Genomic DNA, 25,731 nt, shown 5'->3' with positions numbered 1-25,731 from the left:
CATGCCCGCACGGCCGGCGGTCACCGTATGGCGGGGGCACCGTGTGGCGGGGGCACCGTATGGCGGGTCGCCCACCGGCGGGCGTCACCGCAGGGCTGACCGTGGCCCCACGCGACCGTCTGTCGGCCGCCGGCGACCGCGCGGGGCCGGGAACGACCTCCCCGAAGGCGCGCACCTCGCGCGGAGGCCGGTCGGCCCCCGCGGAGGGCGCCGCCGCGCTACGTACGGAACGCTCGCGGGCTGCCGTGCGGAGCGTCGGCCGACCCCGTCGACGGCGGGATTCAGCCCAGCGTCTGCCGGAGCCAGGACGTCGCGGCCGTCGGGTCGGGGGCGACCGGGATACCCTGCGGCACGGGCGGGCGGCGGACGACCACGACCGGGAGTCCGGCGTCGCGCGCGGCGGTGAGTTTGGCGGCGGTGGCCTGGCCGCCGCTGTCCTTGGTGACCAGGACGTCGATGCGGTGGCGGCGCAGCAGCGTGGCCTCGCCCTCGACGGTGAACGGTCCCCGGTCCAGCAGCACCTCCATCCGCGGCGGGTGCGGGGCCTCGGGGGCGTCCACCGAACGCACCAGGAACCACTGCTCGGTGAGGTGCGCGAAGGCCGCGAGCCCCATGCGTCCGGTGGTGAGGAAGACCCGCTCGCCCAGCGCGGGCAGCAGCTCGGCGGCCTCGGCCTGGGAGGCCGCGGAGTGCCAGCGGTCCCCCGCTCCCGGTACCCAGCCGGGACGGCGCAGGGCCAGCAGGGGAACATGGACCTCTGCGGCCGCGCGGGCCGCGTTGAAACTGATCGTGTCGGCGAAAGGATGGGTGGCGTCGATGAGCGCGTCCACCTCGTGCTCGCGCAGCCAGCGCGCCAACCCCTCGGGGCCCCCGAAGCCGCCGATCCGCACCTCGCCCGCCGGCAGCCGTGGCTGGGCGACCCGGCCGGCCAGCGAGCTGGTGACGCGCAGCGCCGGGTCGGCCGCCAGCCCGGCCGCCAGCCGGCGGGCCTCGGTGGTGCCGCCCAGGATGAGGACGTGCCGGCCGCGGCCGGTCCGCGTGATCGCCTCGGGCTCGGGGTCGTTCATCGGGTCCCTTTCGTGGTGCGTACGCCGGGTGCAGCCTGTCACGGCCCCCGGCGCCGCGGCGCGTCCGGGTCGGCGCTCGTACGGGCCCGGCGGCCGGATCGGCGGCGGCCGTGGCTGAGCCGAGCGCGGGGCCCGGCACCCCCGCGGCCAAGGCGGTCGACGGGGCGAAGACGGCCAGTGGCCGCACCGCCCAGTTGGAGCGGACCGGGCTGCGGCACGGCTGGACCACCGGCGCGTGCGCGACCGCGGCCACGACGGCCGCCTACACCGCCCTGCTGGGCGGGGAGTTCCCCGACCCGGTGACGATCACCCTGCCCAAGGGGCAGCGTCCCGCCTTCGCCCTGGCCGCCGAGCGGCTCACGGCCGGCCGCGAGGCGATGGCCGCCGTCGTCAAGGACGCGGGCGACGACCCGGACGTGACGCACGGCGCCCTGGTCCGGTCCACCGTGCGGCCGCTGCCGCCGGGCAGCGGCGTGGTCTTCCGGGCCGGCCCCGGGGTGGGCACCGTCACCCGCCCCGGCCTCCCGCTGCCGGTCGGGGAGCCCGCCGTCAACCCCGTGCCGCGGCAGATGATCCGCGACCATGTCGCCGAGGTCGCGGCCCGGCTCGGCGGCAGCGGTGACGTCGAGGTGGAGATCTCGGTGGACCACGGCGAGGAGCTCGCCCGCTCCACCTGGAACCCGCGGCTGGGCATTCTGGGCGGTCTGTCCATCCTGGGCACCACGGGCATCGTGGTGCCGTACTCCTGCTCAGCGTGGATCGACAGCATCCGGCGCGGCGTGGACGTGGCCCGCGCGGCGGGCCGTACGCATGTCGCCGGCTGCACCGGCTCGACCTCCGAGAAGGTCGCGGTCGCCGTGCACGGGCTGCCCGAGGACGCGCTGCTGGACATGGGCGACTTCGCCGGGGCCGTGTTGAAGTACCTGCGCCGCCACCCGGTGGACCGGCTGACCATCGCCGGCGGGTTCGCCAAGCTGTCGAAGCTGGCCGCCGGCCACCTGGACCTGCACTCCTCCCGTTCGCAGGTGGACAAGGGCTTCCTCGCCGAGCTGGCGCGGCGCGGGGGCGCCGACGAGGAGCTGGCCGCCGCCGTCGCCGCCGCCAACACCGGCCTGGAGACGGTGCAGCTCTGCGCCGCCCGCGGGGTCCCCCTCGGCGACCTCGTCGCCGCCACCGCCCGCGACGCGGCCCTCGGGGTGCTGCGCGGCGCCCCCGTCGCCGTCGACGTCATCTGCATCGACCGAGCGGGGACGATCGTCGGACGGGCGGACGCGCGGGGCCCCCGATGACCCGTCGCGAACGGCGAGGGGGGTCGTCGGAGAGACGGCTCCAGAAGATCCGAACGATCTCCACGCATCGCGGGGAGACCGATTCCCCGCGGACCGTCGCGTGAGCGGCTCGAACAAATGTGGCGTAGCGGTCGTCCGAGGGTCAGAGTGAGAGATGAGTCCTCTCAGGGGACCCCTCAAGAGATCGGAGACTCCATGATCATCCTAGGAGTCATTCTCCTCATCATCGGCTTTCTGACCGGCCTCTCCATCCTCTGGACCATCGGAATCATCCTCCTGGTCATCGGAGCGATCCTGTGGATCCTGGGGGCTGTGGGGCGCGAGGTCGGAGGGCGTCGACATTACTGGTAGCAAGCCGCCGACACGTGCCGGTACGCACACCCGATGACGGGCCGCGCGGCCCGGCACGAGGCCCGGCGGGGTCTCGGCACGGCCGGGCGCGGCCGCGCCCGGCGGGCCGTCAGCCGCTCGCCCCGGCCGAGGGAACCTCGCAGCGGGTGCGGTCGGCCGAGTACAGGTAGCTGTCGCGGAACTGCTCCGCGCCCAGCGTGCGGCCCACCATGATGACCGCCGTGCGGGTCACTCCGGCGGCCTTCACCTGGTCGGCGATGTCGGCGAGGGTGCCGCGGAGGACGAGTTCGTCGGGGCGGCTGGCCATGGCGACGACGGCGACCGGGCAGTCGGCGCCGTAGTGCGGCAGCAGCTCGCCGACCACGCGGTCGACATAGCGGATGGCGAGGTGCAGCACCAGCAGCGCGCGGCTGCGGCCGAGCGTCGCGAGGTCCTCGCCGTCGGGCATGGCGGTCGCCTGTTGGGCGATGCGGGAGAGGATGACGGTCTGGCCGACGGTGGGTACGGTCAGCTCCCGCTTGAGGGCGGCCGCGGCGGCGGCGAAGGCGGGGACGCCCGGCACCACCTCGTACGGAATCCCCACCGCGTCCAGGCGGCGCATCTGTTCGGCGACGGCGCTGAAGACGGACGGGTCGCCGGAGTGCAGCCGGGCGACGTCGTGGCCGGCCGCGTGGGCTTGGACGAACTCCTCGACGATCTGGTCGAGGGTCAGCCGGGCGGTGTCGACCTGCCGGGCGTCCGGCGGGCACTCGCCGAGCAGCTCGCGGGGGACCAGGCTGCCCGCGTAGAGGCAGACCTGGCAGCGGGCCAGGGTGCGCGCGCCGCGCAGAGTGATCAGGTCGGCGGCGCCGGGGCCCGCGCCGATGAAGTACACCGTCATCGTTCTCTCCTCACGAGGACTTGACCGCCGACCACTGGGTGACCGGCATCGCCTGCCGCCAGCCGGTGAAGCCGCCCACCGGGACGGCGTGCGCCACGGCGATCCGCACCAGTTCGCCGCCGTACCGCCGGTACCAGTCGGCGAGCAGCGCCTCGGACTCCAGCGTGACGGTGTTGGCGACCAGTCGGCCGCCGGCGGGGAGCGCCGTCCAGCAGGCGTCCAGCAGTCCGGGCGCGGTGGCCCCGCCGCCGATGAACACCGCGTCGGGGGTGGGCAGCCCGGCCAGGGCCGCGGGCGCGGCGCCGGTGACCACGCGCAGCCCCGGCACGCCCAGCGTCGCGGCGTTGCGGGCGATGCGCTCGGCGCGCGCGGGGTCGCGTTCGACGGAGACGGCGCGACAGCCGCGGTGCGTCCGCAGCCACTCGATGGCGATGGAGCCGGAGCCGCCGCCGACGTCCCACAGCAGTTCGCCCGGCGCGGGGGCGAGCGCGGCCAGCGTCGCGGCGCGCACATGGCGCTTGGTCAGCTGGCCGTCGTGCTCGTACGCCTCGTCCGGCAGGCCGGGGACGGCGGACAGCCGCAGCGTGTCCGCAGCGGCGACGCACTCCAGCGCGATGAGGTTGAGCGGGTCGCCGGGCGGGTGCGGCCAGTCCTCGGCCGTGCCCTCCAGCAGGCGCTCGCGGTCGCCGCCGAGCTGTTCGAGCACCCGCATCCGGGTGGGGCCGAAGCCGCGCCGCCGCAGCAGCGCGGCGACCTCCGCCGGGGTGTCGGCGCCCGCGCTGAGCACCAGCAGCCGGCGCCGCGGGTGGAGAGCCGCGGCCAGGCAGTCCAACGGCCGGCCGACCAGGCTGATCACCTCGGTCTCCTCCAGCGGCCAGCCGAGGCGCGCGCAGGCGTGGGACGCGGACGAGGGGTGCGGCAGGACGCGCAGCGCCGCCCCGTCGCCCAGCGCCTCCACCAGCGTCCGGCCGATGCCGTAGAACATGGGGTCGCCGCTGGCCAGCACGCACACCCGGCGGTCGGCGTGCGCGGCGAGCAGAGCGGGCACGGCCGGCCGCAGCGGTGAGGGCCAGGGCACGCGCTCGGCGGCGCACTCGGCGGGCAGCAGGTCCAGCTGGCGCGGACCGCCGATCACCACCTCGGCGGCGCGCAGCGCCTCGTGGCCGCGCGGCCCGATGCCGTCCCAGCCGTCGGCGCCGAGCCCCACGACGGTCACTACGGGGCGGGCGGGACTCACGTGGCGTACCTCGGGCGGGAGAAGATCGGGAAGGACGGCCCCCGCACTCTACTGACCTCCCGCGCGGGGCCGTCGGCCGGGGTGGTCAGGCCCCTCGGGGCGCCTCGTCGGCTCATCGCGAACGCAGCGCGCAGTCCCCGCACAGTCCGCCGCCCGGCACCCGGTAGTAGAGGCAGCAGCTGTTCCGGCGGAAGGACGGCCGGGGGCCGGGGGTCCAGCCGCCGGTGTCCCGCAGCGGCGGGTCGGCGAACAGATCGCGGGTCAGCTGCGCCGCCCGGTCCGCGGCGTCCGGACGGCGCCCGCGGTGGCACCAGTCCTGCCAGACGCGGAGCGTGCCGGCCAGCGCGGAGGCGGCGTTGCCCCACAGCAGCGGACCCGAGACGCGGCAGGCGGCGCGGGTGGCGTGGTGCAGCGGCGTGAGGTTGGCGAGCAGGACCGTCTGCCGCAGGCTCGCCGCCGCCAGCACCGGATCGACCGTCAGCGGACGCGGCTCGGGCAGCCACAGGTCGTCCGGGGCCGTCCGGGCGGGGTTCCACCACAGGGCGCCGGGCGAGAGGTCGGGCACCAGGCCGGTGAGCGCCGCCGGGCCGAGCGCGATCGACCACAGCCGCGCCGCCAGCCCCTGGAAGGCCAACGACGCCGCCACCCGGCGCTCGTCGACGCGCAGCGACGCTCCGACGGCGTCGAGACGGGCGAGCAGGGCGGGCGAGACGCCGGGCGTGGCGGACACGGGCCCAGTGGACACCGGCCCCGAGGACACCGGCCCCGAGGACACCGGCCCGGCGGACTCGGCGGCGTCGCCCGCGGACGCGGCGGCGACGGCCGGCCACTCGAGCCCGCCCGTCGCGTCGGCCCCGTCGCCCGCGGACGCCACACCCGGTGCGCCCGACACGTCCAGCGCGCCCGGAGCGTCCGCCGTCCCAGGCGACCCCGCCGCCTCGCGTACGTCCTCCGCGCCGGACACCCCGGCCGCCCCCGACGCCTCGCCCAGGCCGTACACCTCGGCCAGCCTGACGTACCCCTCGCCGCGCGGCCCGTCGGGCGCTCCCGCCCCCAGCCGTACGGCGAAGAACGGGCCCGCTCCGGCCGCGCGCCGGAGCGCCTCGTCGGGGGTCATCGCATCCGACACTCCGACGCCCCGTCAGCCGGCGGTCGGAGGGAGCGTCGCGGTGAACGCCGCCAGCAGGCGGTCGGCCGCCAGGGTGGCGGTCACCGTGCCCTCGCGGACCTGCCGTTCGAGGTCCGGGCCGAGGCGGCGGACCTCGGGGTGCTCGCGGAGCCGGGTCAGCAGCTGGTCGTGGACCATGGCCCAGGTCCACTCGACCTGCTGGGCGCGGCGCTTCTCCTGGAGCGCGCCGGTGCCGTCCAGCACCCGGCGGTGCTGCTCCAGGCGCTCCCACACCACGTCCAGGCCCGTGGACTCGCGCGCGCTGCAGGTGAGCACGGGCGGGTTCCACGGGGCGTCGGCGGGCTGGAGCAGCCGGAGCGCGCCGGCCAGTTCCCGCGCCGCGGATTTGGCGTCGCGCTCGTGCGGGCCGTCGGCCTTGTTGATGGCGACGACGTCGGCGAGCTCCAGGACGCCCTTCTTGATGCCCTGGAGCTGGTCGCCGGTGCGTGCGAGGGAGAGCAGCAGGAAGGAGTCGACCATGCCGGCGACGGCCGTCTCGGACTGGCCGACACCGACGGTCTCCACCAGCAGCACGTCGTAGCCGGCCGCCTCCATCACCACCATGGACTCGCGGGTGGCGCGGGCCACACCGCCCAGGGTGCCCGCGCTGGGCGAGGGCCGTACGAAGGCGGCCGGGTCGACCGACAGCCGTTCCATCCTGGTCTTGTCGCCCAGGATGGAACCGCCGGTGCGGGTGGAGGACGGGTCGACGGCGAGCACCGCGACCCGGTGGCCGAGGCCGGTGAGCATGGTGCCGAGCGCGTCGATGAAGGTGGACTTGCCGACGCCGGGCACCCCGCTGATGCCGACCCGCCGCGCCTTGCCGGTGTGCGGGAGCAGCTCGATCAGCAGCCGCTGGGCGAGCTCGCGGTGGTCGGGCCGGGTGGACTCGACGAGCGTGATCGCGCGGGCGACGTACGCGCGCCTGCCGTCGAGCACGCCCTTGGCGTAGGTGTCGATGTCGATACGCTGACCGTTTCCTGGACGCATGGGCTCACAGCTCGTGGCCGAGGTCCACGGCAAGGGACCTGACCAAGTCGTGGGCGGCGTCGGGGACGACCGTGCCGGGCAGGAAGACCGCGGCGGCCCCGGCCTCGTGGAGGGGCTCCACGTCCTGCGGCGGGATGACGCCACCCACCACGATCGTGATGTCCTCCCGGCCCTCCTCTGCCAGCCGCTCGCGCAGGGCCGGCACCAGGGTGAGGTGGCCGGCGGCGAGGGAGGAGACGCCGACGATGTGCACGTCCGCCTCGACGGCCTGCCGCGCCACCTCCTCCGGGGTCTGGAACAGCGGGCCGACGTCGACGTCGAAGCCCAGGTCGGCGAAGGCCGTGGCGATCACCTTCTGACCGCGGTCGTGGCCGTCCTGGCCCATCTTGGCGACCAGGATGCGCGGCCGACGGCCCTCCGCACGCTCGAACGCGTCCACCAGCTTGCGGGTCCGGTCCACGGACGAGGACGGCCCTGCTTCTTGTCGGTACACACCGGAGATCGTACGGATCTGGCCGGAGTGGCGTCCGTAGACCTTCTCCAGGGCGTCCGAGATCTCGCCGACGGTGGCCTTGGCGCGGGCCGCGTTCACGGCCAGCGCCAGCAGGTTGCCCTCGAGTCCCGTGCCGGGGCCGGACTCGGCGGCCGCGGTCAGCGCCCGCAGCGCGTCCTGGCAGACGGCCTCGTCGCGCTCGGCGCGCAGCCGGCGCAGCTTCTCGATCTGCTGGGCGCGCACCGAGGAGTTGTCGACCTTGAGCACCTCGATCTGCTCGTCGCTGTCGACGCGGTACTTGTTGACGCCGATGACGGGCTGCCGGCCGGAGTCGATGCGGGCCTGGGTGCGGGCCGCGGCCTCCTCCACGCGCAGCTTGGGGATGCCCGCGTCGATGGCCTTGGCCATGCCGCCGGCCGCCTCGACCTCCTCGATGTGCTGCCAGGCGCGGCGCGCGAGGTCGTAGGTGAGCTTCTCGACGTAGGCGCTGCCGCCCCAGGGGTCGATGACCCGGCAGGTGCCCGACTCCTGCTGGAGCAGGATCTGGGTGTTGCGGGCGATGCGGGCGGAGAAGTCGGTGGGCAGTGCCAGCGCCTCGTCCAGCGCGTTGGTGTGCAGCGACTGGGTGTGGCCCTGGGTGGCGGCCATGGCCTCGACGCAGGTGCGGGTGACGTTGTTGAAGACGTCCTGGGCGGTCAGCGACCAGCCGGAGGTCTGCGAGTGCGTGCGCAGGCTGAGCGACTTGGGGTTCTTCGGGTCGAACTGCTTGACCAGCCGGGCCCACAGCAGCCGGGCCGCGCGCAGCTTGGCGATCTCCATGAAGAAGTTCATGCCGATCGCCCAGAAGAACGAGAGCCGGGGCGCGAAGGCGTCCACGTCCATGCCGGCGGCCCGTCCCGCGCGCAGGTACTCCACGCCGTCGGCCAGGGTGTAGGCCAGCTCCAGGTCGGCCGTCGCACCGGCCTCCTGGATGTGGTAGCCGGAGATCGAGATGGAGTTGTAGCGCGGCATCTTCTGCGAGGTGTACGTGAAGATGTCGGAGATGATCCGCATCGAGGGCTGCGGCGGATAGATGTAGGTGTTGCGGACCATGAACTCCTTGAGGATGTCGTTCTGGATGGTCCCCGCCAGCTTCTCGGGGGGAACACCCTGCTCCTCGGCCGCGACGATGTACAGCGCCAGGACCGGCAGCACGGCCCCGTTCATCGTCATCGACACGCTCATCCGGTCCAGCGGGATGCCGTCGAACAGCTGCCGCATGTCGTAGATGGAGTCGATGGCCACGCCCGCCATGCCGACGTCGCCGGTGACGCGGGGGTGGTCGCTGTCGTATCCGCGGTGGGTCGGCAGGTCGAAGGCGACGGACAGGCCCTTCTGACCGGCCGCCAGATTGCGGCGGTAGAAGGCGTTGGACTCCTCGGCGGTGGAGAAGCCCGCGTACTGGCGGATCGTCCAGGGCTGGTTGACGTACATCGTCGGGTAGGGGCCGCGCAGATACGGGGCCACGCCCGGGTAGGTCTCCAGGAAGTCCAGCCCGGCCAGGTCCTCCGCGGTGTACAGCGGCTTGACGCCGATGCCCTCGGGGGTGTCCCACAGCAGGTTGTCGACGTCCTTGCCGGTGCTCTCCTGGAGCGCGGCGCGCCACTCCTCGGAGGTCGCCGCCTTGCCCGTCGCCTCCGGCCCGTCCAGAGCGATGCTCGAGAAGTCCGGGATCATTCCGCCACCCCCACGGTGTCGAGAGCCGAGGACAGCACCTCGACCGTGTCGCAGCCGACGAAGACGAACTCGTCCACGCCTGCCGTTTCGTACTCGGCGCGCCGCTCGCCGGGCCGTCCGGCCAGGTAGACGCGGAGCGCGCCGGCGGCCTTGAGGCGCTCGGCGACGGCCGCAGCCTGCTCCTCGTACAGCGTGTCGCTGGAGCACAGGCAGGCGATGCGGGCGCCGCTGGCGGTGAACGCCTCGGCCACGGTGTCCTGATCGACCGTCAAGGGCTGGTGCACCGCCTCGATTCCGCCGGCCTGGAAGAGGTTGGCGGCGAAGGAGGCGCGGGCGGTGTGCGCGGCGGCGGGGCCGAGCGCGGCCAGGAAGACCCGGGGCCTGGCGCCGTCCGCGGCCAGCGCCGCGTCGGAGCGGGCGCGCAGCGCCTCGAACGCCTCGTCGCGGCGGACCCGCGGCAGTCCGCCGCCGACCGGGGCCGGGGCGGCCTCGCGCTCGACCGGCTGCTCCGCCAGGTTGGGGAACTCGCTGACGCCGGTGATCGGTTCCTTGCGGCGGGACAGGTCGCGGGAGCGTCGCCGCCAGGTGGCGGCGAGCCGCTCGGACACCATCCCGGAGGCCAGCGCGGCGGCCAGGCCGCCGGCGGCCTCGATCTCCTGGAACCAGGCCCAGCCGGCCCGGGCCACGTCGTCGGTGAGCCGCTCGACATACCAGGAGCCGCCGGCGGGGTCGATGACCCGGGCCAGGTGCGACTCCTCCAGCAGGATGGTGGAGGTGTTGCGGGCGATGCGGCGGGCGAAGTCGTCCGGCAGGCCGAGCGCCTCGTCGAAGGGCAGCACGGTGACGGCGTCGGCGCCGCCCACTCCGGCGGCGAGCGCCGCCACGGTGGTGCGCAGCATGTTCACCCACGGGTCCCGACGGGTCATCATGACCGTGGAGGTGACGGCGTGCTGGCGCTGCGCGCCGGACTCCGGGCGGGCTCCGCACACCTGTGCCACACGCGCCCACAGCCGTCGGGCCGCGCGCAGCTTGGCGATGGTGAGGAACTGGTCGGCGGTGGCGGCGTAGCGGAACTCCAGCTGGGCGCAGGCCGCGTCGACGGAGAGCCCCGCGTCGGTCAGTCCGCGCAGATACGCCACGCCGGCGGCGAGGGTGCAGCCGAGCTCCTCGGCTGTCGAGCCGCCGGCCTCGTGGTACGGCAGTCCGTCCACCGCGAAGGCGCGCACGCCCGGGTGGTCGGCGTCGGTCAGCCGGCCGAGCTCGGTGGCGGCGGCCAGGTGGGCGGGCAGTTCGGCGTGGTCGCCGGTGCGGGCGGCGAGGGCCAGCGGGTCCGCACCGAGGTTGCCCAGCGCCGCGCCGGGCGGGACCTGGCGCTCCGCGTAGAGCCGCAGCAGCTCTCGGGCCGCGGCCTCGAAGTCGGCGCCCGCGTCGAGTATCACCGGGGCGAGGTCCAGGTAGACGCCCTGGAGCGCCTCGGAGAGCGCGGCGATCGGCACGCCGGTGGCGCCCACCGTCAGCCAGACCGAGCTCACGCCGTGCTCCAGGTCGGCGAGGACGGCCGCGTTGGTGCGCCGTGGGTCCGGGTGGCTGTGGCGCTGGCGCACGTCCCAGCCCGACACCGCCGAGCCCTGCGCCCGACCACCACGGACGAAGGGGGTGAATCCGGGATATCCGGCATCGACCGGGGCATCCTGCGACGTGTAGAGGGGGCGTACGGATACGCCGTCCTGGAGCGCGGTGGCGAGCGCCAATTCGGCGTCCGCGGCTGAGGCAGGAGATGTGCCTGTTTTGCGCAGGACGCCTTCGACCAGGGTGCGCCATTGTTCCCGCGTCGCGTCGGGGAACTCGGCGGCCAGGGAAAGCCCGTCGGGCAGGACCGTCATAGACGGAAGGCTAATGCCGGAGCCTAAAGAGACAGCAGAGGGGTCCGCTGTGACCTTCAACTCTTTGGATGGTCGGTCATCGATCATCCGCCCGGCCGCAAGAAGACAAGTGGCCTGTCCGGTGCGACGGGGGATGCACACCGGACAGGCACGTGCACCTTTTTACCGCATGGAAGACGGTCCATGCACCAAAAAGGTGTTCGTTTCTCCGTTCACCAGGCCACGGGCAGCGAGATCAAGCCACCCGTGCGGATTGCCGGGCGGCGGCGCACCTCTTCGCGCGCAACGTCCAGGCGCAGTCCCGGAAACCGCCTGACCAGCGAGGCCAGCGCGATTTCGGCCTCCAGTCGGGCCAGCGGCGCACCGAGGCAATAGTGGATTCCATGGCCAAGCGCAAGATGCCCTATCTGGCCATCATGTGGATTGATGCGGTCCGGGTCGCTGAATCGCGCCGGATCTCGATTGGCGGACGCCAGCGAGAGCAGCACGGTCTCACCGGCGGGGACGGTCACGCCACCGATTTTCACGTCCTCCCGCGGAAAGCGACGGATCGCCAGCGTGGCCGGTCCCTCGTAGCGCAGGAACTCCTCCACGGCGGCGGGGAGCAGGGCGGGATCGGCCCGCAGTCGCTCCCACAGCTCGGGGTGGTCGAGCAGGATGAGCACGGAGTTGGCGATGAGGTGGACGGAGTTCTCGTAGCCCGCGAAGAGGATGAGGAAGGCCAGGGAGGTCAGTTCGTCCTCGCTGAGCCGGTCCCTCTCGCCCGCCTGCGCCCCGTCCGCCCCGCTCTCGGCCTCGTCCCGTACCGCGATCAGGTCGGACAGCAGATCGTCGCCGGGATGGGCCCGCTTGGTGGCGATCAGGTCGGTGAAGAAGCGCAGCAGGTTGCCGACGGCCTCCTTGGCCAGGTGCGGCCGCTGGGGGTCGGGCAGCAGCATGGCGTCGGTCCAGGCCCGGAAGTCGTGCCGGTCGGCGCGCTCCACGCCGAGCAGGTCGCAGATCACGGCGATGGGCAGCGGACCGGCGTAGGCGTCCAGGAGGTCCGCCCGGCCGTGCGGCTCCATGGCGTCCAGCAGGTCGTCCGCGATCCGTGTCACCGGCTCCCGCATCCGCTCGACGCGCCCCGGCGTGAACGCCTTGACCACCAGCCGGCGCACCCGGGTGTGGTCCGGCGGGTCCATGTTGAGCAGGTTGGCGTCGAGCGCCGGCGGCAGCGAGAAGCCGCGGTAGTTGCCCGGCAGCGCGTGCCTCCGGTCCAGCGAGAGGCGGTCGTCGGCCAGCGCCCGCCGCACATCCTCGTACCGCGTGACCAGCCACGCCTTCTGTCCGTCCGGGTACCGGACGGGGTGCACGGGCCCGGCCTCCCGCAGCCGGGCGAGGGCTCCGTGGGGGTCGGGGATGAGCGTGGTGGTGTCGACGGGTTCGGGGCGCGGGGGTTCGGGGGTGGCGGTGTTCTGCATGAACACCGACTGTAGACGCGGCGCTCACCCGTCCGCAGACGGGTGATCACATTCCGTCCCACGAAGGGCGGTTCATCACCACGGCTGGCTTTCGGCGGTGCCGAACACACCGCGACCGACGAGCACGGAGGGCACTCCCCCGGCGTCCTGGCCTCCGCGCGGGCGGCGCGGCGCACTCGTGAGGGCCGTGAGGGCTGTGAGGGCTACGAGGCAGGAAGGGTATCCCCCTCACCCGAAGCCCGCCGAGAGGCCGAAGGGCGACGCCGGGTTGTGTCCCGGCGTCGCCCTCTGCCACAGGTGGCCTTGACCCCCGTCCAGGGCCACCTCGACTGTGGATCCCTCGTGGTGCGGATCCCGGTGTCGCTACCGTTGCCTGTCGGCGCGCGCGACGCCGCGTTCTCTCAGTTCGTCGAGGACCGCGTCCACGAGCGGATGGCGGTAGACGTCCGCGACGCGGGCCAGGTGTTCGTGCTCGTCGGCCAGTTCCGCACCCGTGGCGACCACCACGCTGTCGGCCCCGACCTCCGGGACGTGTCCCACCGCCTGGTTCTGCAAACCACGCCGCAGGGCCGCCGCTTCCACCACGGCAGCAAGCTGCCATTTGTCATACGCGGCCTCGCCTGCCTTGACACGCGCGATGTCGAGCGCCTCGGCCTCCACATAGCGCCGCACCCCGCGCTGGACGTCCCGGATCTCCGCCATCTGGCGGTTGGCGCGCCACTCCAGATCGGCGAAGGGCCACCAGGCGGGCCAGCGGGAGCGGCCCATGGAGACCTCGGGGGCCTGCGTGGTGACCGCGCGCCACAGCGGCTGGAGGCGGCGCAGCCGGCGCCAGGCCGAGACGCGGGGGCCGACGGCGGGGACCGCGAACCCGGCCAACACGATCAGCGCGGCGATGGAGGCGGTCAGTGGGGCCACGCCGTTGGAGAGCCAGGTGAGTTCACGGCCCGCCCAGGAGAAGCCGAAGCCGATCAGCTTGCAGGCGCAGTAGGCCAGGCCCAGCCAGCAGCCCACGGTGATCAGCCGCAGGCCCCGGGCGAGCCAGGAGCCGTTCAGGTTGACGGCGTAGCGCGGGCAGAGCAGCCCGAGCCCGGCCAGCGCGGCGCCGAAGATGGCGAGGTAGATGACGAGGAAGAGGACGACGCCGGGCGCGTCGGCGTAGGCGGTGCTGAAGTCCCGGGGGTGTTCCACGGCGTCCGGCCGGCCCAGCGCGAAGCCGGTGACGGCGACGGCCCACAGCGCGGCGATGCCGGCGACGACGGTGCGCGGGCGCACCGTCGAGCCGGTCCAGCGCAGCAGCAGCACGAGGGCCCCGGCGGCGAAGAGCACCACGGAGGAGTAGAGGAAGACCATGGCCAGGTTGGCCACGCCGACCAGCCGGTCGAACCCGCGGTAGACGCTGGGCGCGGAGAGCAGGAAGACGTTGGCGACGCTGCCGGTCATCAGGCAGGCGAGGCCCAGGTCGGTGTTGGCACGGTCGCGGAGCCAGGCGCGGGCCTTGTAGCCGACGATCGTCCACGCGGCGACGCCGAAGCTCAGGTACACGACGTCAAACACGCGCACCCCCGCCGCCGTCGTCCTCCGCGTCGTCACCCTCGGCGGAACGCCCCTCGGGCGCGGCGCCGGTCTGCCGGATGCGGTCGTGGCGCAGCGCCGGCCCGAGGGCGGCGGCGAGCTCGGCGGCCCGTCCCTGGAGCGGCAGCCCGTGGTCGGCCGCGCTGGGCACCACATGCCCCATCAGCAGGGTGCCGAGCACCTCGGTCTCGCGCTCGGCCAGGTTGTCGTAGGCGTGGTGCCGGGCGAGGCCCGGGGCCAGGCCCATGCGGCGCATCGCGGTCGCCGCGTCGACCGACGGCGCCCACAGGCGCAGCGCGTCCTCGGTGACGGTCGGGTCCTGGTCGTGGCCGAGCAGCAGATGGCCGATCTCGTGCAGCACGATGTGGATCTGGTGCCAGGGGGAGGTTCTGAGCTCGTAGAAGATCCAGAACTCGTCGTCGGTGCTGGCCGTCATGCCGGAGACCACGCCGCCCAGGCTCATCGGCACCAGTCGGATGGGACGGCCGATCCGGCGCGCGACGATGTCGCACAGGCCCTGCAGATCCGTGCTGGCGGGCAGGTCGAGCTCCTGGATGAGCCGCTTGCACTGCCGGCGTATCCGTCCCACTCGCATGGTTGCACCGTCCTCGGTCGCGGTCAGCTGCCAGGAGTAGAACAGCTGGGCTGTCTCACTGCCGATGGTGGTGTTCAACGGGACGCCTCACCCTCCGGCGCGCCCGGGGCGGGCGGCTCCGGCGGGAGGTTCATCTGCTGCCGGAACTGGGAGATGATCGTGGTGAGGCTGTCCTGGACCTCCGGCGGGAGGCCGACGGCGCGCAGCGCGATGCCGCGCACCCGCTGGTCGCGCATGGCGACCAGGAACCGCACTTCCTCTTCGATCCGCTCGGTCTGCGAGGGGGACAGGTCCCCCAGGAGGTAGCCGACCGGGACGGCGAAGAATCTGGCCAGCGCGCGCAGGACGTCGGGGCTGGGGTTGGTGCGCTTGCCGTTGCGCAGCATCGACAGATACTGCTCGGTCAGGCTCACGCCGCCGTATTCGTCGCTGTGGCTGATCTCGTCCGCGACGTGTGCGTTGGTGTACGGAGCGCCGGGCGGGTGCATGTTCGCGAACAGGTAGTTCAGCCGACCCGCCAGCGGACTGTCCGCGGCGCTCGACTTGTCGCCCCCGGCTCCCGTTCCGGATCCCATTCCCCGCCCCCCTTCCCCGCTCGCACTCTCACGGCCGGTTAAGGCGCGTGGTCTCCCCCAAGGCATCCTGCCATGGCGTGAACACGCAGGACCAGCCCGCCTTGGGACATCGCCGCGTGACGAACTTAACTACCAGTTGGTAACCGCCGGAGTGCGGCTCCGACCGCAGGTGGAGACGGTTTCGGGGGCGCTGCACACAACGGCCCACCCGCCTCTCGACCCCTCGGACGACGCGCACGGCCCGGGCGAGGAGAACAGTGGCCGATAGCGGCCGTACACCCCCCGTGCGGCCCCGTGCGGCTCCGCTCGCCCGCCGTACGCCCCGCGACCCGATCACTCGAGGAGAGGTTCCGACATGACCCTGCGGCACACGGCCGCACGCGCCCTGGCCTGCACGGCGACGCTGGCCACCGCGCTGGCTCCGGTGGGGGCGCACGGCGCGCCCACCCGACCCGCGGCCTCCGAACCCCCCGCCCCGCGACTGTGGGCCGGCTCGGACGTCTTCCTGCCCAATCTCGACGACGACCAGCGGCGCTGCACGCTGCGCCGCGGCGACCTCGACCGGCTGGATGTCGCCGTCGACGAGCGTCTGGCCGCCTGTCACGACGCCGCGGACGACGTCGTCAACGGGCCCGCCGACGCGAAGGACCTGACGCCGCTGCGCGTGCTGCCGGTGCGCGTGAGCGGCGACGCCACGGGCCGGGTCTCGGTGCCCGAGCCACAGCGGCGGTACCTGCGGATCTTCGTCGAGCGGGCCGGCCGGCTCACGGCGCTCGGCGCCGACGGGGCGCTCACCGCCGGCGAGTTGCGCTCCGGGGTCCGCCTCGCCGTCGAGGGCCGGGACATCGTCCGGGACCGGCGGGTGTGGGACGGCCGGGTCGCGGTGACGCTGACCGTCACCGACCACGGCCGCACCGGCACCGATCGGGTGCCGCTGCGCGTGGCGCCGGTGCTGCTCCAGCACGACCTCCAGCGCGCCCAGCAGGTCTTCGCCGCCGCGCCCGGGCCGGGCGTCGGCCAGCCCGAGGAGCTGGACCTCTCACCCGACGAACCGACCCGGTGGCCGGAGTTCGCCGACACGCTCCGCGCGGCCGCCCGCGCGTCCGGGCTGCCGAAGGACGCGCTGACCTTCACCCCCGGCACCTCCCGGTGGTGGCGCGACATCTGGCGCCAGGACATCGCCGAGCCCGGTTACGTCTCCATGTCGACCGCGCACGGCACGCAGACCATGCGCATCCTGCTGCGCTCCCCCAACTACTGGAAGGCGGAGGACGGAAGCGCCGCGAGCCTGCGCCGCGCGGGCCGGCTGCTCTTCCGCGACCTGCGCGGCCCGGACGTCGGCGTGGTCCAGCAGTACACCGCCGACCGCGACGCGGGGGTGGACGACCTGTTGAACTTCACCGGCAACGTGGAGTCGCTGCCGCCGTACCCGGGCCACCCGCGGGGGCGGGTGGTCTACGGCGCCACCGAGGGCCGCCACCCCGACCGGTCGTTCACCACCCTGCTGCGGGCCCAGGGCGTCCAGCCGCCGGTCGTCCTCGACACCTCCTGGCTGCTGGTCGGCCATGTCGACGAGACGGTGCACGTGGTGCGGGCCCGCAACGCCCGCGGCTGGACGCTGGCGGTAGCCGACCCGCGGCTCGCGCTCGACGTGCTGCGCCGGGTCCGGGACGCGGGCGAGGGCGGACAGCGGCTGCTCGCGGACACGGCCGCCCAGGAGAAGCCGACCGTCCGGGAGTTCCTCGACTACGAGCGGCGGACGGGGGCCAACGCCACGGCCGCCCGCCACATCGACGGACAGTTGGCGGTCCTGCTGCGCGAGACCGGGCTGCGGCCCTCGGAGATCGTCCGGCTGCCGGTGCTGTACACCGAGGTGGCGCCCGAGGAGGGCGGGCCGAGGCTCGCGTACCCCTTCACGCCCGCCCTCGTCAACGGGCTCTCGTTGACCGCCCGCGACTACGCGGCCCCCGATCCGCACGGGCCGCGGCTGGCCGGCCGCGATCTGTTCCGCCGGCTGACCGAGGAGCGGCTGGCGGCGGGCGGGGTGCGGACGCACTGGGTGGAGAACTTCTCCTGGGCGCACCACAACGGCGGCGAGGTGCACTGCGCCACCAACGCGCTGCGCGACGTCCGGTCCGATGCGGCCGAGGCCGGTCCCCCGCTCAGCACGGGCGCCGCCAGGCGTCCAGCGCCAGCCGCCTCCGCGTCGAGCTGAGCGCAGCCGCCGGCATATGTCCATCCGCCCGGACGTCAGCGGCCGCAGCCGGCCCAGGTCGCGGATGTCCAGCCGGCGCTCCCCCTCCCAGCCGTCGGTCCGGCCGAGCGGCCCGGTGGGGACGTCGCCCCGGTCGGGTCGGAAGTCCTCCCAGCCGGCGCCGATGGAGCAGATGGCCTTGCGGCCGTCGGCGTGCGGCCGGGCCACCGTCCGCGCGGAGTTCTCGAAGCCGTCGATGTCGTGGACGGGCACGTCGACGCCGGTGTCGACGGGGCCGTCGCCGAGCTGCCACTGCCGGGCGGTGCCGGGGCGCGGCCGCCGGCGGGCCGGACGGGCTCCCTCCGGTGAACGGGCGGCCTCCGGCGACCGGCCGGGCGGCGCGTCCCCGTGCCCGTCCGCCTCCCGTCCCGCCGGAGCGGCCGGCGAGCGCGACCGGCACGACCGCCGGCAGGCCCGGCGCCGGCGCGACGAACGCGAGCCGGCGCCAGGCCCTCACATGCCCTCCCCCGGGTGCTCCATGCCGTCCCTCTCCTCCGTCCCGTCGCCGTCCCCCGCGTTCCCGTCGACCTCGATGTCGGCGGGCGCGGACCGCCAGGGGTTGCGGCCCGCTCCCGGCACCGCGTAGTGCACCGCGGCTCCGCGCCGGCGCGCGATACGGGCCACGAGGCCGTCGCTCCCCTCGGGCACCGCGTACACCAGGTGGCAGAAGCGCCGCGGTGGATGGGCGGCGGTCCACTCCGGCACCTCGCTGGTGCGGTAGACGTCGAAGCGCCCCTCGAAGGTGACCAGGAGGTCGGCGAGGCGCGCATATCCCGGATCGGGGTGGGTGCCGGGGTTGAGCACCGCGGTACGGGCGCCCAGCAGCCGCGCGGCGGCGATCAGCCGCCGGTAGCGCGGCACCAGGGCGGCCTGCGCGGCGGCCTGGTCGAGGAAGACCCCGTCCACCCGGTACCAGCGGCGGTGCCGGCGGATGTCGGCGACCACCGCGCGGGCCGGGCGGCGGCCGTACGCGGTGTCGACGTACCCCAGCAGCGGCACACCGGCGGCGCGCAGCCGATCGGCGGCGGTGCCGAACGCCGGGTCGGGCCGGTCGCCCGGCCCGTCGGCGACGTTCAGCACCACCGCGTACAGCCGCGCGGCGGCCCGCTCCAACGCCCGCCAGGCGACCGGATCGACCGCCGGGTGCACATACATCGGGACGAGCAGCCGCCCCTGGCGCTCCGTCACCGCTCCGGGTCTCCCGGCGGCGCGACGGCGGCGGCCGGCGGGGTGCCGGTTCCCGAAGCCGCGGACCCGGGGGCGGCGGCCCTCGGGGCGGCCCCGGACGACCCGGCGGCCGGGACCGTGGCGGCCCACAGGTCGGCGAGCGACTCGGCGAAGGTGTACCGCGGTCGCCAGTCCAGCGCCTCGCCGGCTGCCGCGATCTCCGCGCGCTGCCAGGAGACGGCCCCCGAGCGCTCGGCGCCCGGGGTGGTGTCCAGGGTCTCGCCGATGCTGCCGCGGAAGCCGCTGACGCGCATCAGCTGCTCGGCGACCTCGCGCACCGGCCGCGCGGTGCCGCTGCCGATGTTCAACACGCGGGGCAGTTGCCGGGGGGCGGTGGCGGCGAGCGCGGCGGCCAGCGCCACGTCCCGGGCGTCCACGAAGTCGCGGTGCGCGGACAGGTCACCGACCGCGATCGTCGCGCCGGGTTCACCGGGGACGGTGCGGCGCAGCTCGGCGGCGAGCCGGCCGGGCAGCGAGGCGGGGGCGGCGCCGGGACCGACCGGGTTGAACACCCGCAGCACCACCGCGTCCAGCGAGGAGCAGGTGACGGCGAGGGTGCCCGCCAGTTTGGTGGCGCCGTACAACGAGACGGGGCGGGCCGGCGTGGTCTCGGCGACGCCCCGCCCGGCCTCGGTGACGCCGTACTCCGCGGCCGAGCCGAGATGCACCAGCCGTGCCTCGGGGGCGGCCAGCCACAGCGCCTCGGCGAGCACGGCGGGACCGCGGGCGTTGACCTCGGCGAGGCGCGGCGCGGCGCCGCCGACCGCGCCCGCGCAGTTGACGACCGCGTCCGGGTCGAGGTCGCGCAGGGTGGCGGTCAGCTCGGTCAGCGGCGTGGTGGCGAGGTCGATGCGCGGCTCGACACCGGGGGCGCGGCCGCCGAGGAGCACCCGCACGCCCGGCAGGGCGCGGAGCTGCTCGACGGTGTGGCCGCCCAGGAAGCCGGTGGAGCCCAGGACGAGGATGCGCACGGGAGGCCCTCACGCTCCCTTGATCAGCATCGAGCGCCGGCTGGTGAACTCGGCGTTGGCGCGGTCGTAGTCGTCCGGGCGGCCTATGTCCAGCCAGTAGCCGTCGAATTCGTACGCGTACGGCGGGGTGCCGTCCTTCAGCAGGTCCAGCACCAGCTCGTCGAAGCCGAGCGGGAGCCCGGGGGTGTAGCGGGCCAGGGCCGCGCGGGAGACTCCGTAGACGCCCATGGAGACGCGGTAGTCGATGCTCGGCTTCTCGGTGAAGTCCACGACGCGCCCGGAGTCGGTGGTCAGCACGCCGAAGTCGATGTGCACCTGGCGGGCGTAGGTGGCGATCGTCAGCGGCGCCGCCGACTCCCGGTGGGTGCGGAGCACGTCGCCGAAGTCGAGGTCGGTGAGGACGTCGCCGTTCATCGCCAGGAAGTGCTCGGGGAGCCGGTCGAGCATGGTGAGCAGCGGCCCCATGGTGCCCAGCGGGCTCTCCTCGGTGACGTACCCCACTCTCAGCCCCCACTGGGAGCCGTCGCCGACGTAGGCGCGGATGATGTGGCCGAGGTGGCCGATGGCCAGGGTGCAGCTGGTGAATCCGGCCGCCGACAGCTGACGCATCACGATCTCCAGGATCGCGTGCTGTTCGCCGATGGGGACCAGCGGTTTGGGCAGCGCGGTGGTGTACGGGCGGAGCCGGACGCCCTTGCCTCCGGCCAGGATGACTGCGTGCATGGCGTTTCCTCTCTCGGAGCGGTCGTGAAGAGGTGCCTGTCCCGGGGCGCGCCCCACTCGGGGACCGTGACGCGCGCTCGTGGGCAGGGGCGGTGCCGGACCGACCCCGGGAACGGACGGGTCTGTCGACCCGTCAGGTCGGTCGGGTCGGTCGGGTCGGTCAGACGTTGTAGCGGTCGGTCTTGTAGCGGGCCAGGTTGGCCGGGTCGCGGAAGAAGTCGATGGTGTGCCGCAGCCCGTCCTCCAGGGTCTGGGCCGGGCTCCAGCCGGTGGCGGCGCGCAGCCGGGAGGCGTCGGCGACCAGCCGCATCACCTCGGAACCCGCGGGCCGCACCCGCTCCTCGTCCTCCCGGACGTCCAGGTCGGCGCCCATCAGCTTGCCGATCAGGCCGACCAGCTCGCCGACGGAGATCTCGCCGCCGGTACCGGAGTTGAAGGTGCGGCCGACGACCCGCTCGGCGGGCGCGGTGCCGACCGCCAGGAAGGCGGCGACGGTGTCCTTGACGTAGCTGAAGTCGCGGGTGGGGCGCAGGTCGCCGAGGACGATCGTCCGCTCCCCGGCCGCGACCTGGCCGATGACCGTCGGGATGACGGCGCGCATGGACTGGCGCGGGCCGAAGGTGTTGAAGGGGCGCAGGGTGACGACCGGGGTGGCGAAGCTGGCGTGGTAGCTGTCGGCCAGCCGGTCCCCACCCGCCTTGGACGCGGCGTACGGCGACTGGGTGTTGATCGGGTGGTCCTCGGTGATCGGCACGGTCCGCGCGGTGCCGTAGGTCTCGCTGGTGGAGGTGTGCACCAGTCGTGGGATCTCCAGGTGGCGCACGGCCTCCAGCACGTTGAGGGTGCCGGTGACATTGGTCTCGACATAGCTGTGCGGGGCCCGGTACGAGTACGGGATCGCGATCAGCGCGGCGAGGTGGTAGACCGCCTCCACCCCGGTGACCAGCCCGGTGACGGAGCCGGGGTCGCGGACGTCGCCGAGCTGGATCTCGACCTCGGCGAGCACCTCCGCGGGCAGCGTCTCCAACCAGCCGAACGACGAGAACGAGTTGTACTGCACCATGGCGCGGACCGGGTGACCCGCGGCGACGAGCGCCTCCACCAGGTGCGAGCCGATGAATCCCTCGGCGCCGGTGACGGCGACGCGTGGCGTTGCGGACATGCGGATGCTCTCCCTCTGTTACGGGTCGGTCGATCTGTGTCATGTCGTGCGGGCGTGCGGGCACGCGCCCGTGGGTCGCGGGTGCGTGTCGATGCGCCCGCGGGTACGTGTGCGGGTGCGGCTTGTCGGTGCGGGTGCGTGCCGGGCGTGGTGCGGAACCGGACCGCGTACGGGGTGTGGTGTACGGGCGCCGGGCGGTTCAGCGGTGCGTGGTGGTGCGGCCGAGCACCGTGGTGGCGGCGGCGAGCAGCGCGACCGCCGCTCCTCCGCAGGCGATGAGTTGGACCGTGGTGGACGATCCGATGTCCGCCACGAGCGCCGTGGCCTCGACGCCCGAGGCGAGCAGGCAGACCACGGCGGGGAACCAGGCGCTGCCGAACGCCTGGAGCAGCAGCCCGGTCCACAGCACCGTGCCCAGGGTCAGCGTCGCCAGCAGCCGGTCCGGGCCGAGCGGCGGCGCGGCGGCCACCGGCCACAGCGCGTCGACGGCGTAGCAGAGCAGGGCGAGGGCCGTCAGATAGCCGCCCAGGCAGAGCCCGAGCACCCGGCCGACCCGCACCAGCAGCCCGCCGGGGGTGCGGCTGGCGGCGAGCGCGCCCAGGGCGCCCGAACGACAGCGGTACAGCAGCCACTCGGCGACCCCCATGCTGAGGGTGAGGGCGACGACCACGGCCCCGGCGAACGCGGCGCCGGTGGTGTGCCGCAGCACGTCGCCGAGGGCCGCCACCGTCGTCAGCACCCCGCACCCCAGTCCGAACAGGCCGTACGGCAGCGACGCGGCGATCGGTGGAAGCCCCCCGCCGGCGCGCGGGCGCCCACGCCGCCGTCGAGGGTGGGTGAGTCGCCACGCCCGGCGCCCCGGGAGCCGCCGCGCGGAGCCGGCTCCGGGCTCGGTCGCCCGCGCGGCGTCGACCGCGGGCTGCGCGGTCCGCGCGCCCCGCACCGACCGTGCGAGGACCACCGACCCCCGCTCCCACCGTCCGCCCACCGCCCGTCGCGCGGGCCCGCGGCACGGGCGATGCCGGCTCCACGGGACGAGCCGGGCCTGCGGCGCTTCCGCCCCGGCGGCCGCACGCGCCATGGCGGAGACCTGGCAGCGCGGCGAGGCGTCCGGCGCGGTCGCCACTCCTCCCGTACCGCTCGTGGCTTCTCCCGTACCGCCCGCGGCCGGTTCGCCGTCCTTGCGGCGCGCGCGGCGGGGGATCCGTACCGCCCCGGTTCGGGCCACCTCCCGCCCGGCCATGGCGAGCACCCCGGCCACGGTGGCGGCGAGCAGCGCGGCTCGGACCGGACCCGGCGGGGCGAACAGGGGCAGGGCGAGGGCCCCCGCGGCGGTGGGGGCCAGGGCGAGCAGCAGCAGTCGCTCCCGACCGAGCACCAGCAGGGCGGTGGCGGCCGCCAGATAGCCCGACTGGCCGGCGGCGAAGGCCCGCACACCGCCGGAGGCGGACAGCAGCCAGGCGGCCAGGAAGCCGAGCAGCGCGCCGATGGGGGCGCCGCGCAGCAGCGACCGCCCGGCCGCCGCGCGACCGCCGACGGCCAGGGTGGTGTACGCGCGGTGGGCGAGCGCCTGGTTCCAGGCCCAGCCCAGGAGTGCGGCCGCGGTGAGCGCGGCGCACCCGGCGGGCAACCCGAAGCCGTCGGGCGGACCGTCGAGGAAGGGCGCCCCCAGCGCGTAGCCGAGGCCGGGCAGGGTGAACACCAGCCCGCGCAGCACGAACTGACCGGGGGCCACCCGCCACGGGTCGGGGCGGGCCGGCGGCTCGGGGAACCCACGCGGCGTGCGCGCGTACAGCTCGGCTGCCAGCTCGAAGGTGTCGCGGCGGCCGAACCGCTCCCGCACCTGGTCCCCGGTGAGCCCGTCGGCCTCCAGAACCGCCGCGATCTCGTCGGGGTGGACCGCGGCGGCGATCACCTCCGCCAGGTCGTCGGCGAGCTCGTGCACCGGGTCGGTGGCCCACCGCGGCGCAGGCCGCGGGGCCGCGGACGGCCGCGGGGCGGCCGGAGGGACGGTGCCGGACGGCCCGCGGCGCGCCGCCCCGGGGCCGGTTTGCCGTGGTACGGAGCCGCTCGCCGCGTGCCCCGGGTGGGGCGCCCACCCGGGGGTGCGGAGCGGAACGGTCGACGGGCGCCCGGCGTCCGGGTGGGACGGCGCTCCCGTGCTCGCCGCCGGAACCCGGGCGTCGACCTCCGCCCCCGACCCGGCGTCCACGGCCCGAACCCCCGCCCCGGAATCCGACCGCTGAGCCGCGCTCACGGACCGCGCCCCGAGATCGGCATCGGAACACGGCCGGTCACCCACGGCCCGTACTCCGGCATCGACCTCCGCCCCCGACCCGCCACCCACGGCCCGAACTCCCGCCCCGGCGCCGGACCGCACTCCCCCGCTCACCGTTCGCACTCCGGTGTCGGCGGCACACCGCAGTCCGCTGCTCGCCACCGGGACGTCGGCGGTCTCCCCGCCGCCCGCGTCCCCTCCCGCCGCCCCGCCCGCGTCCCACCCCACCGCCCCGCGCGCGCCCCTGCGCGCCTCGGTCGGCGGCTCGTCCGGGACGAGTCGTATGAGGCCGCTCACCGGGCACCGCCCGCGGCCAGGGCCATGGCGGGTGCCGGGACGGGGGCCGCCTCCGGGCGGCGTGCTCCGGCCAGTTCGTGGTAGATGTCGCGGAAGGCGCTGATGGTCTGTCGAAGGGTGAACTGCTCGATCACCCGGAGCCGGGCCGCCTCGCCCATCCGGGCGCGCAGCGCCGGGTCCTGGAGCAGCGTCAGCGCGGCGCGGGCCATCCGCTCGGGGGCGCGCGGCGGCACCACCAGGCCGCTGTCGCCCACCGCCTCGCGGACCCCGCCGACGTCGGTGGAGACGGTGGCGCGGCCGCAGGACATGGCCTCGATGAGGGTGAAGGGGAAACCCTCGCTGATGCTGGAGAGCATCACCACGTTGCCGGCGGCGTAGGCGTCGCGGATGTCCTCCACGCGGCCTTCGAAGGTGACGGCGTCGCCGACGCCCAGGTCGGCGGCGAGCCGTTCGCAGTCGGTGCGGTAGCCCTCGCCGCCCCGCGGGGTGCCGCCGAACAGCCGCAGCCGCGCGGCGGGCACCTCCTTGCGGACCAGCGCGAAGGCGCGGATCAGGGTCTCCAGGCCCTTGATGGGGTCGACCCGCCCGGCCCAGCTGAGGGTCGGGGTCTCCGGCTCCGGACCGGCCGGCGGGAAGGCGGCCGGGTCGACGCCGTTGTAGACGGTGCGGATGCGCTCCGGCGGAGTTCCACCGTGTTCCTCCCAGCGGCGGTTGTAGCGGTTGCCGGGGGTGACCAGCGCGGCCCTCCGGTAGGTCTCGCGGGCCAGCATCCGGAAGAAGCCGAGCATCAGCGCCTTCACCGGCCAGCGGTACGGCTCCGTGCGGAAGCCGAGGTATCGCTCACGTAGGTAGACGCCGTGCTCGGTGAGGAGGAACGGGGTGCCGTACCGCTCCCGTGCCAGCAGTCCGGGCAGCGCCGGCAGCCCACCGCTCACCGCGTGGGTGACCCCCTCCGACGGCGGCCGCGCGGCCAGCGGGCGCAGCGCGTGCTCCAGCAGGTCGGTGGCGGTGAGCGCGTCGTGGAGGGTGGGGCGCGCGGCGGCGGTGGGCAGGTGCGGCCGGTTCCACACCCGGCTGAGCGCGCGCACCGCCGCCTCGGTGCGCAGCGCGGCGGACAGCGTGCCCCGCTCCGCGAAGTGGGCCAGACCGTACAGTTCCTCGGCGAAGGCCCGCTCCTGCCCGGGGTCCTGGCTGGTGTCGAGCAGTGCGCTGAGGAAGCGTTCGTAACCGGTCAGAAAGCGGCGCAGTTCGCGGCGGCGGGGCGGCCGGCCGGTGGCCGGCCCCCACAGCGGGAGACAGTCGACGCCGTGCACGTTCGCCGGAAGCTCCCAGGCGAGGGGCTCCCGGCCGGTGCCGGTGACGGCGATGACTCGGAAGTCGATGTCGGGCATTCCCTGGACGAGCTGGTCACACCAGACGCTCACTCCGCCGTGGCTGTGCGGGTAGGTGCCCTCGGTGAGCAGGGTCACCGAAGTGGTGCCGAAGACGGGTTCGGCGAGCGGTCCGCGCATGTCGGTTCTTGTCTCCCCCGAGACGGTGT

At 74.8% G+C, this 25,731-nt stretch carries 20 protein-coding genes and 1 pseudogene; 3 read left to right on the top strand and 18 right to left on the bottom strand.

The features are described 5' to 3' along the window. Positions 1 to 281 precede the first annotated feature (281 nt). Positions 282 to 1,067: a cobalt-precorrin-6A reductase gene (locus tag LRS74_RS31220; protein ID WP_277744150.1), complete on the bottom strand. Its 786-nt coding sequence runs from the start codon at positions 1,065 to 1,067 to the stop codon at positions 282 to 284. Positions 1,068 to 1,261: 194 nt separating this feature from the next. On the opposite strand from LRS74_RS31220, the gene LRS74_RS31215 reads away from it, so the two are divergent. Then, positions 1,262 to 2,356, top strand: a complete 1,095-nt coding sequence (locus LRS74_RS31215; protein WP_277745014.1) for a cobalt-precorrin-5B (C(1))-methyltransferase — start codon at positions 1,262 to 1,264, stop codon at positions 2,354 to 2,356. Between the two features lie 195 nt (positions 2,357 to 2,551). Further along, positions 2,552 to 2,707 carry a DUF6131 family protein gene (locus LRS74_RS31210; RefSeq protein WP_277744149.1) on the top strand — a complete coding sequence of 52 codons (156 nt, stop codon included), beginning with the start codon at positions 2,552 to 2,554 and terminating at the stop codon, positions 2,705 to 2,707. Between the two features lie 109 nt (positions 2,708 to 2,816). Here LRS74_RS31210 and cobM read toward each other — a convergent pair whose 3' ends face one another. From cobM to LRS74_RS31160, 10 genes are all read right to left on the bottom strand, one after another. Continuing rightward, positions 2,817 to 3,587 (bottom strand): precorrin-4 C(11)-methyltransferase, encoded by a 771-nt coding sequence (gene cobM, locus LRS74_RS31205; protein ID WP_277744148.1) that lies wholly within the window; start codon positions 3,585 to 3,587, stop codon positions 2,817 to 2,819. Between the two features lie 10 nt (positions 3,588 to 3,597). After that, complete coding sequence (cbiE, locus tag LRS74_RS31200; protein WP_277744147.1) at positions 3,598 to 4,824, bottom strand: precorrin-6y C5,15-methyltransferase (decarboxylating) subunit CbiE; 1,227 nt, start codon at positions 4,822 to 4,824, stop codon at positions 3,598 to 3,600. 112 nt (positions 4,825 to 4,936) lie between these two features. Continuing rightward, positions 4,937 to 5,941: a (2Fe-2S)-binding protein gene (locus tag LRS74_RS33700; RefSeq protein ID WP_347178176.1), complete on the bottom strand. Its 1,005-nt coding sequence runs from the start codon at positions 5,939 to 5,941 to the stop codon at positions 4,937 to 4,939. 24 nt (positions 5,942 to 5,965) lie between these two features. Beyond that, complete coding sequence (gene meaB, locus LRS74_RS31190; RefSeq protein WP_277744146.1) at positions 5,966 to 6,982, bottom strand: methylmalonyl Co-A mutase-associated GTPase MeaB; 1,017 nt, start codon at positions 6,980 to 6,982, stop codon at positions 5,966 to 5,968. Between the two features lie 4 nt (positions 6,983 to 6,986). Beyond that, on the bottom strand, positions 6,987 to 9,191 hold the full coding sequence (gene scpA, locus LRS74_RS31185; protein WP_277744145.1) for a methylmalonyl-CoA mutase: 2,205 nt from the start codon (positions 9,189 to 9,191) through the stop codon (positions 6,987 to 6,989). Continuing rightward, positions 9,188 to 11,074, bottom strand: coding sequence for a methylmalonyl-CoA mutase small subunit (gene mutA / locus LRS74_RS31180; protein ID WP_277744144.1), 1,887 nt, complete (start codon positions 11,072 to 11,074; stop codon positions 9,188 to 9,190). Before mutA ends, scpA begins: the two co-directional genes overlap by 4 nt. A gap of 212 nt (positions 11,075 to 11,286) precedes the next feature. Then, complete coding sequence (locus LRS74_RS31175) at positions 11,287 to 12,534, bottom strand: cytochrome P450 (RefSeq protein WP_277744143.1); 1,248 nt, start codon at positions 12,532 to 12,534, stop codon at positions 11,287 to 11,289. A 363-nt stretch (positions 12,535 to 12,897) separates the two neighbouring features. After that, positions 12,898 to 14,091 carry an MAB_1171c family putative transporter gene (locus LRS74_RS31170; RefSeq protein ID WP_277744142.1) on the bottom strand — a complete coding sequence of 398 codons (1,194 nt, stop codon included), beginning with the start codon at positions 14,089 to 14,091 and terminating at the stop codon, positions 12,898 to 12,900. Continuing rightward, on the bottom strand, positions 14,084 to 14,704 hold the full coding sequence (locus tag LRS74_RS31165; protein WP_277745012.1) for a hypothetical protein: 621 nt from the start codon (positions 14,702 to 14,704) through the stop codon (positions 14,084 to 14,086). The genes LRS74_RS31170 and LRS74_RS31165 overlap by 8 nt, the downstream gene beginning before the upstream one ends. Before the next feature lie 74 nt (positions 14,705 to 14,778). Then, positions 14,779 to 15,279, bottom strand: a complete 501-nt coding sequence (locus LRS74_RS31160) for a helix-turn-helix transcriptional regulator (RefSeq protein WP_277744141.1) — start codon at positions 15,277 to 15,279, stop codon at positions 14,779 to 14,781. Positions 15,280 to 15,634: 355 nt separating this feature from the next. On the opposite strand from LRS74_RS31160, the gene LRS74_RS31155 reads away from it, so the two are divergent. Beyond that, entirely contained in the window at positions 15,635 to 17,494 is a 1,860-nt protein-coding gene (locus LRS74_RS31155; protein WP_277744140.1) for a protein-arginine deiminase family protein, read from the top strand. 21 nt (positions 17,495 to 17,515) lie between these two features. On the opposite strand, the pseudogene LRS74_RS31150 reads toward LRS74_RS31155, so the two are convergent. The 7 genes and pseudogenes from LRS74_RS31150 to pelF form a co-directional block, all read right to left on the bottom strand. Continuing rightward, positions 17,516 to 17,773 (bottom strand): annotated as a pseudogene (locus LRS74_RS31150) (endo alpha-1,4 polygalactosaminidase); the annotation flags it as partial. 213 nt (positions 17,774 to 17,986) lie between these two features. Further along, positions 17,987 to 18,688: a spherulation-specific family 4 protein gene (locus tag LRS74_RS31145; protein ID WP_277745011.1), complete on the bottom strand. Its 702-nt coding sequence runs from the start codon at positions 18,686 to 18,688 to the stop codon at positions 17,987 to 17,989. Positions 18,689 to 18,717: 29 nt separating this feature from the next. Beyond that, on the bottom strand, positions 18,718 to 19,731 hold the full coding sequence (locus tag LRS74_RS31140) for an NAD(P)-dependent oxidoreductase (protein WP_277744139.1): 1,014 nt from the start codon (positions 19,729 to 19,731) through the stop codon (positions 18,718 to 18,720). A gap of 9 nt (positions 19,732 to 19,740) precedes the next feature. Beyond that, positions 19,741 to 20,454, bottom strand: a complete 714-nt coding sequence (locus tag LRS74_RS31135) for a sugar phosphate nucleotidyltransferase (RefSeq protein ID WP_277744138.1) — start codon at positions 20,452 to 20,454, stop codon at positions 19,741 to 19,743. A gap of 160 nt (positions 20,455 to 20,614) precedes the next feature. Further along, the gene (locus tag LRS74_RS31130; protein ID WP_277744137.1) at positions 20,615 to 21,616 is read right to left on the bottom strand and encodes a GDP-mannose 4,6-dehydratase; all 1,002 of its coding nucleotides are present in this window, start codon (positions 21,614 to 21,616) and stop codon (positions 20,615 to 20,617) included. Positions 21,617 to 21,815: 199 nt separating this feature from the next. Further along, a complete protein-coding gene (locus LRS74_RS31125; RefSeq protein WP_277744136.1) occupies positions 21,816 to 23,561 on the bottom strand; it encodes a hypothetical protein in 1,746 nt (581 codons plus the stop codon). A gap of 626 nt (positions 23,562 to 24,187) precedes the next feature. After that, positions 24,188 to 25,702, bottom strand: a complete 1,515-nt coding sequence (gene pelF / locus LRS74_RS31120; protein WP_277744135.1) for a GT4 family glycosyltransferase PelF — start codon at positions 25,700 to 25,702, stop codon at positions 24,188 to 24,190. Between the last annotated feature and the right edge of the window lie 29 nt (positions 25,703 to 25,731).

It is taken from the genome of Streptomyces sp. LX-29 (genome assembly GCF_029541745.1).
Classification (GTDB): Bacteria; Actinomycetota; Actinomycetes; order Streptomycetales; family Streptomycetaceae; genus Streptomyces.
The sequence above is the reverse complement of the archived record's forward strand: the minus strand, read 5'-3'. Positions and strand labels throughout refer to the sequence as shown.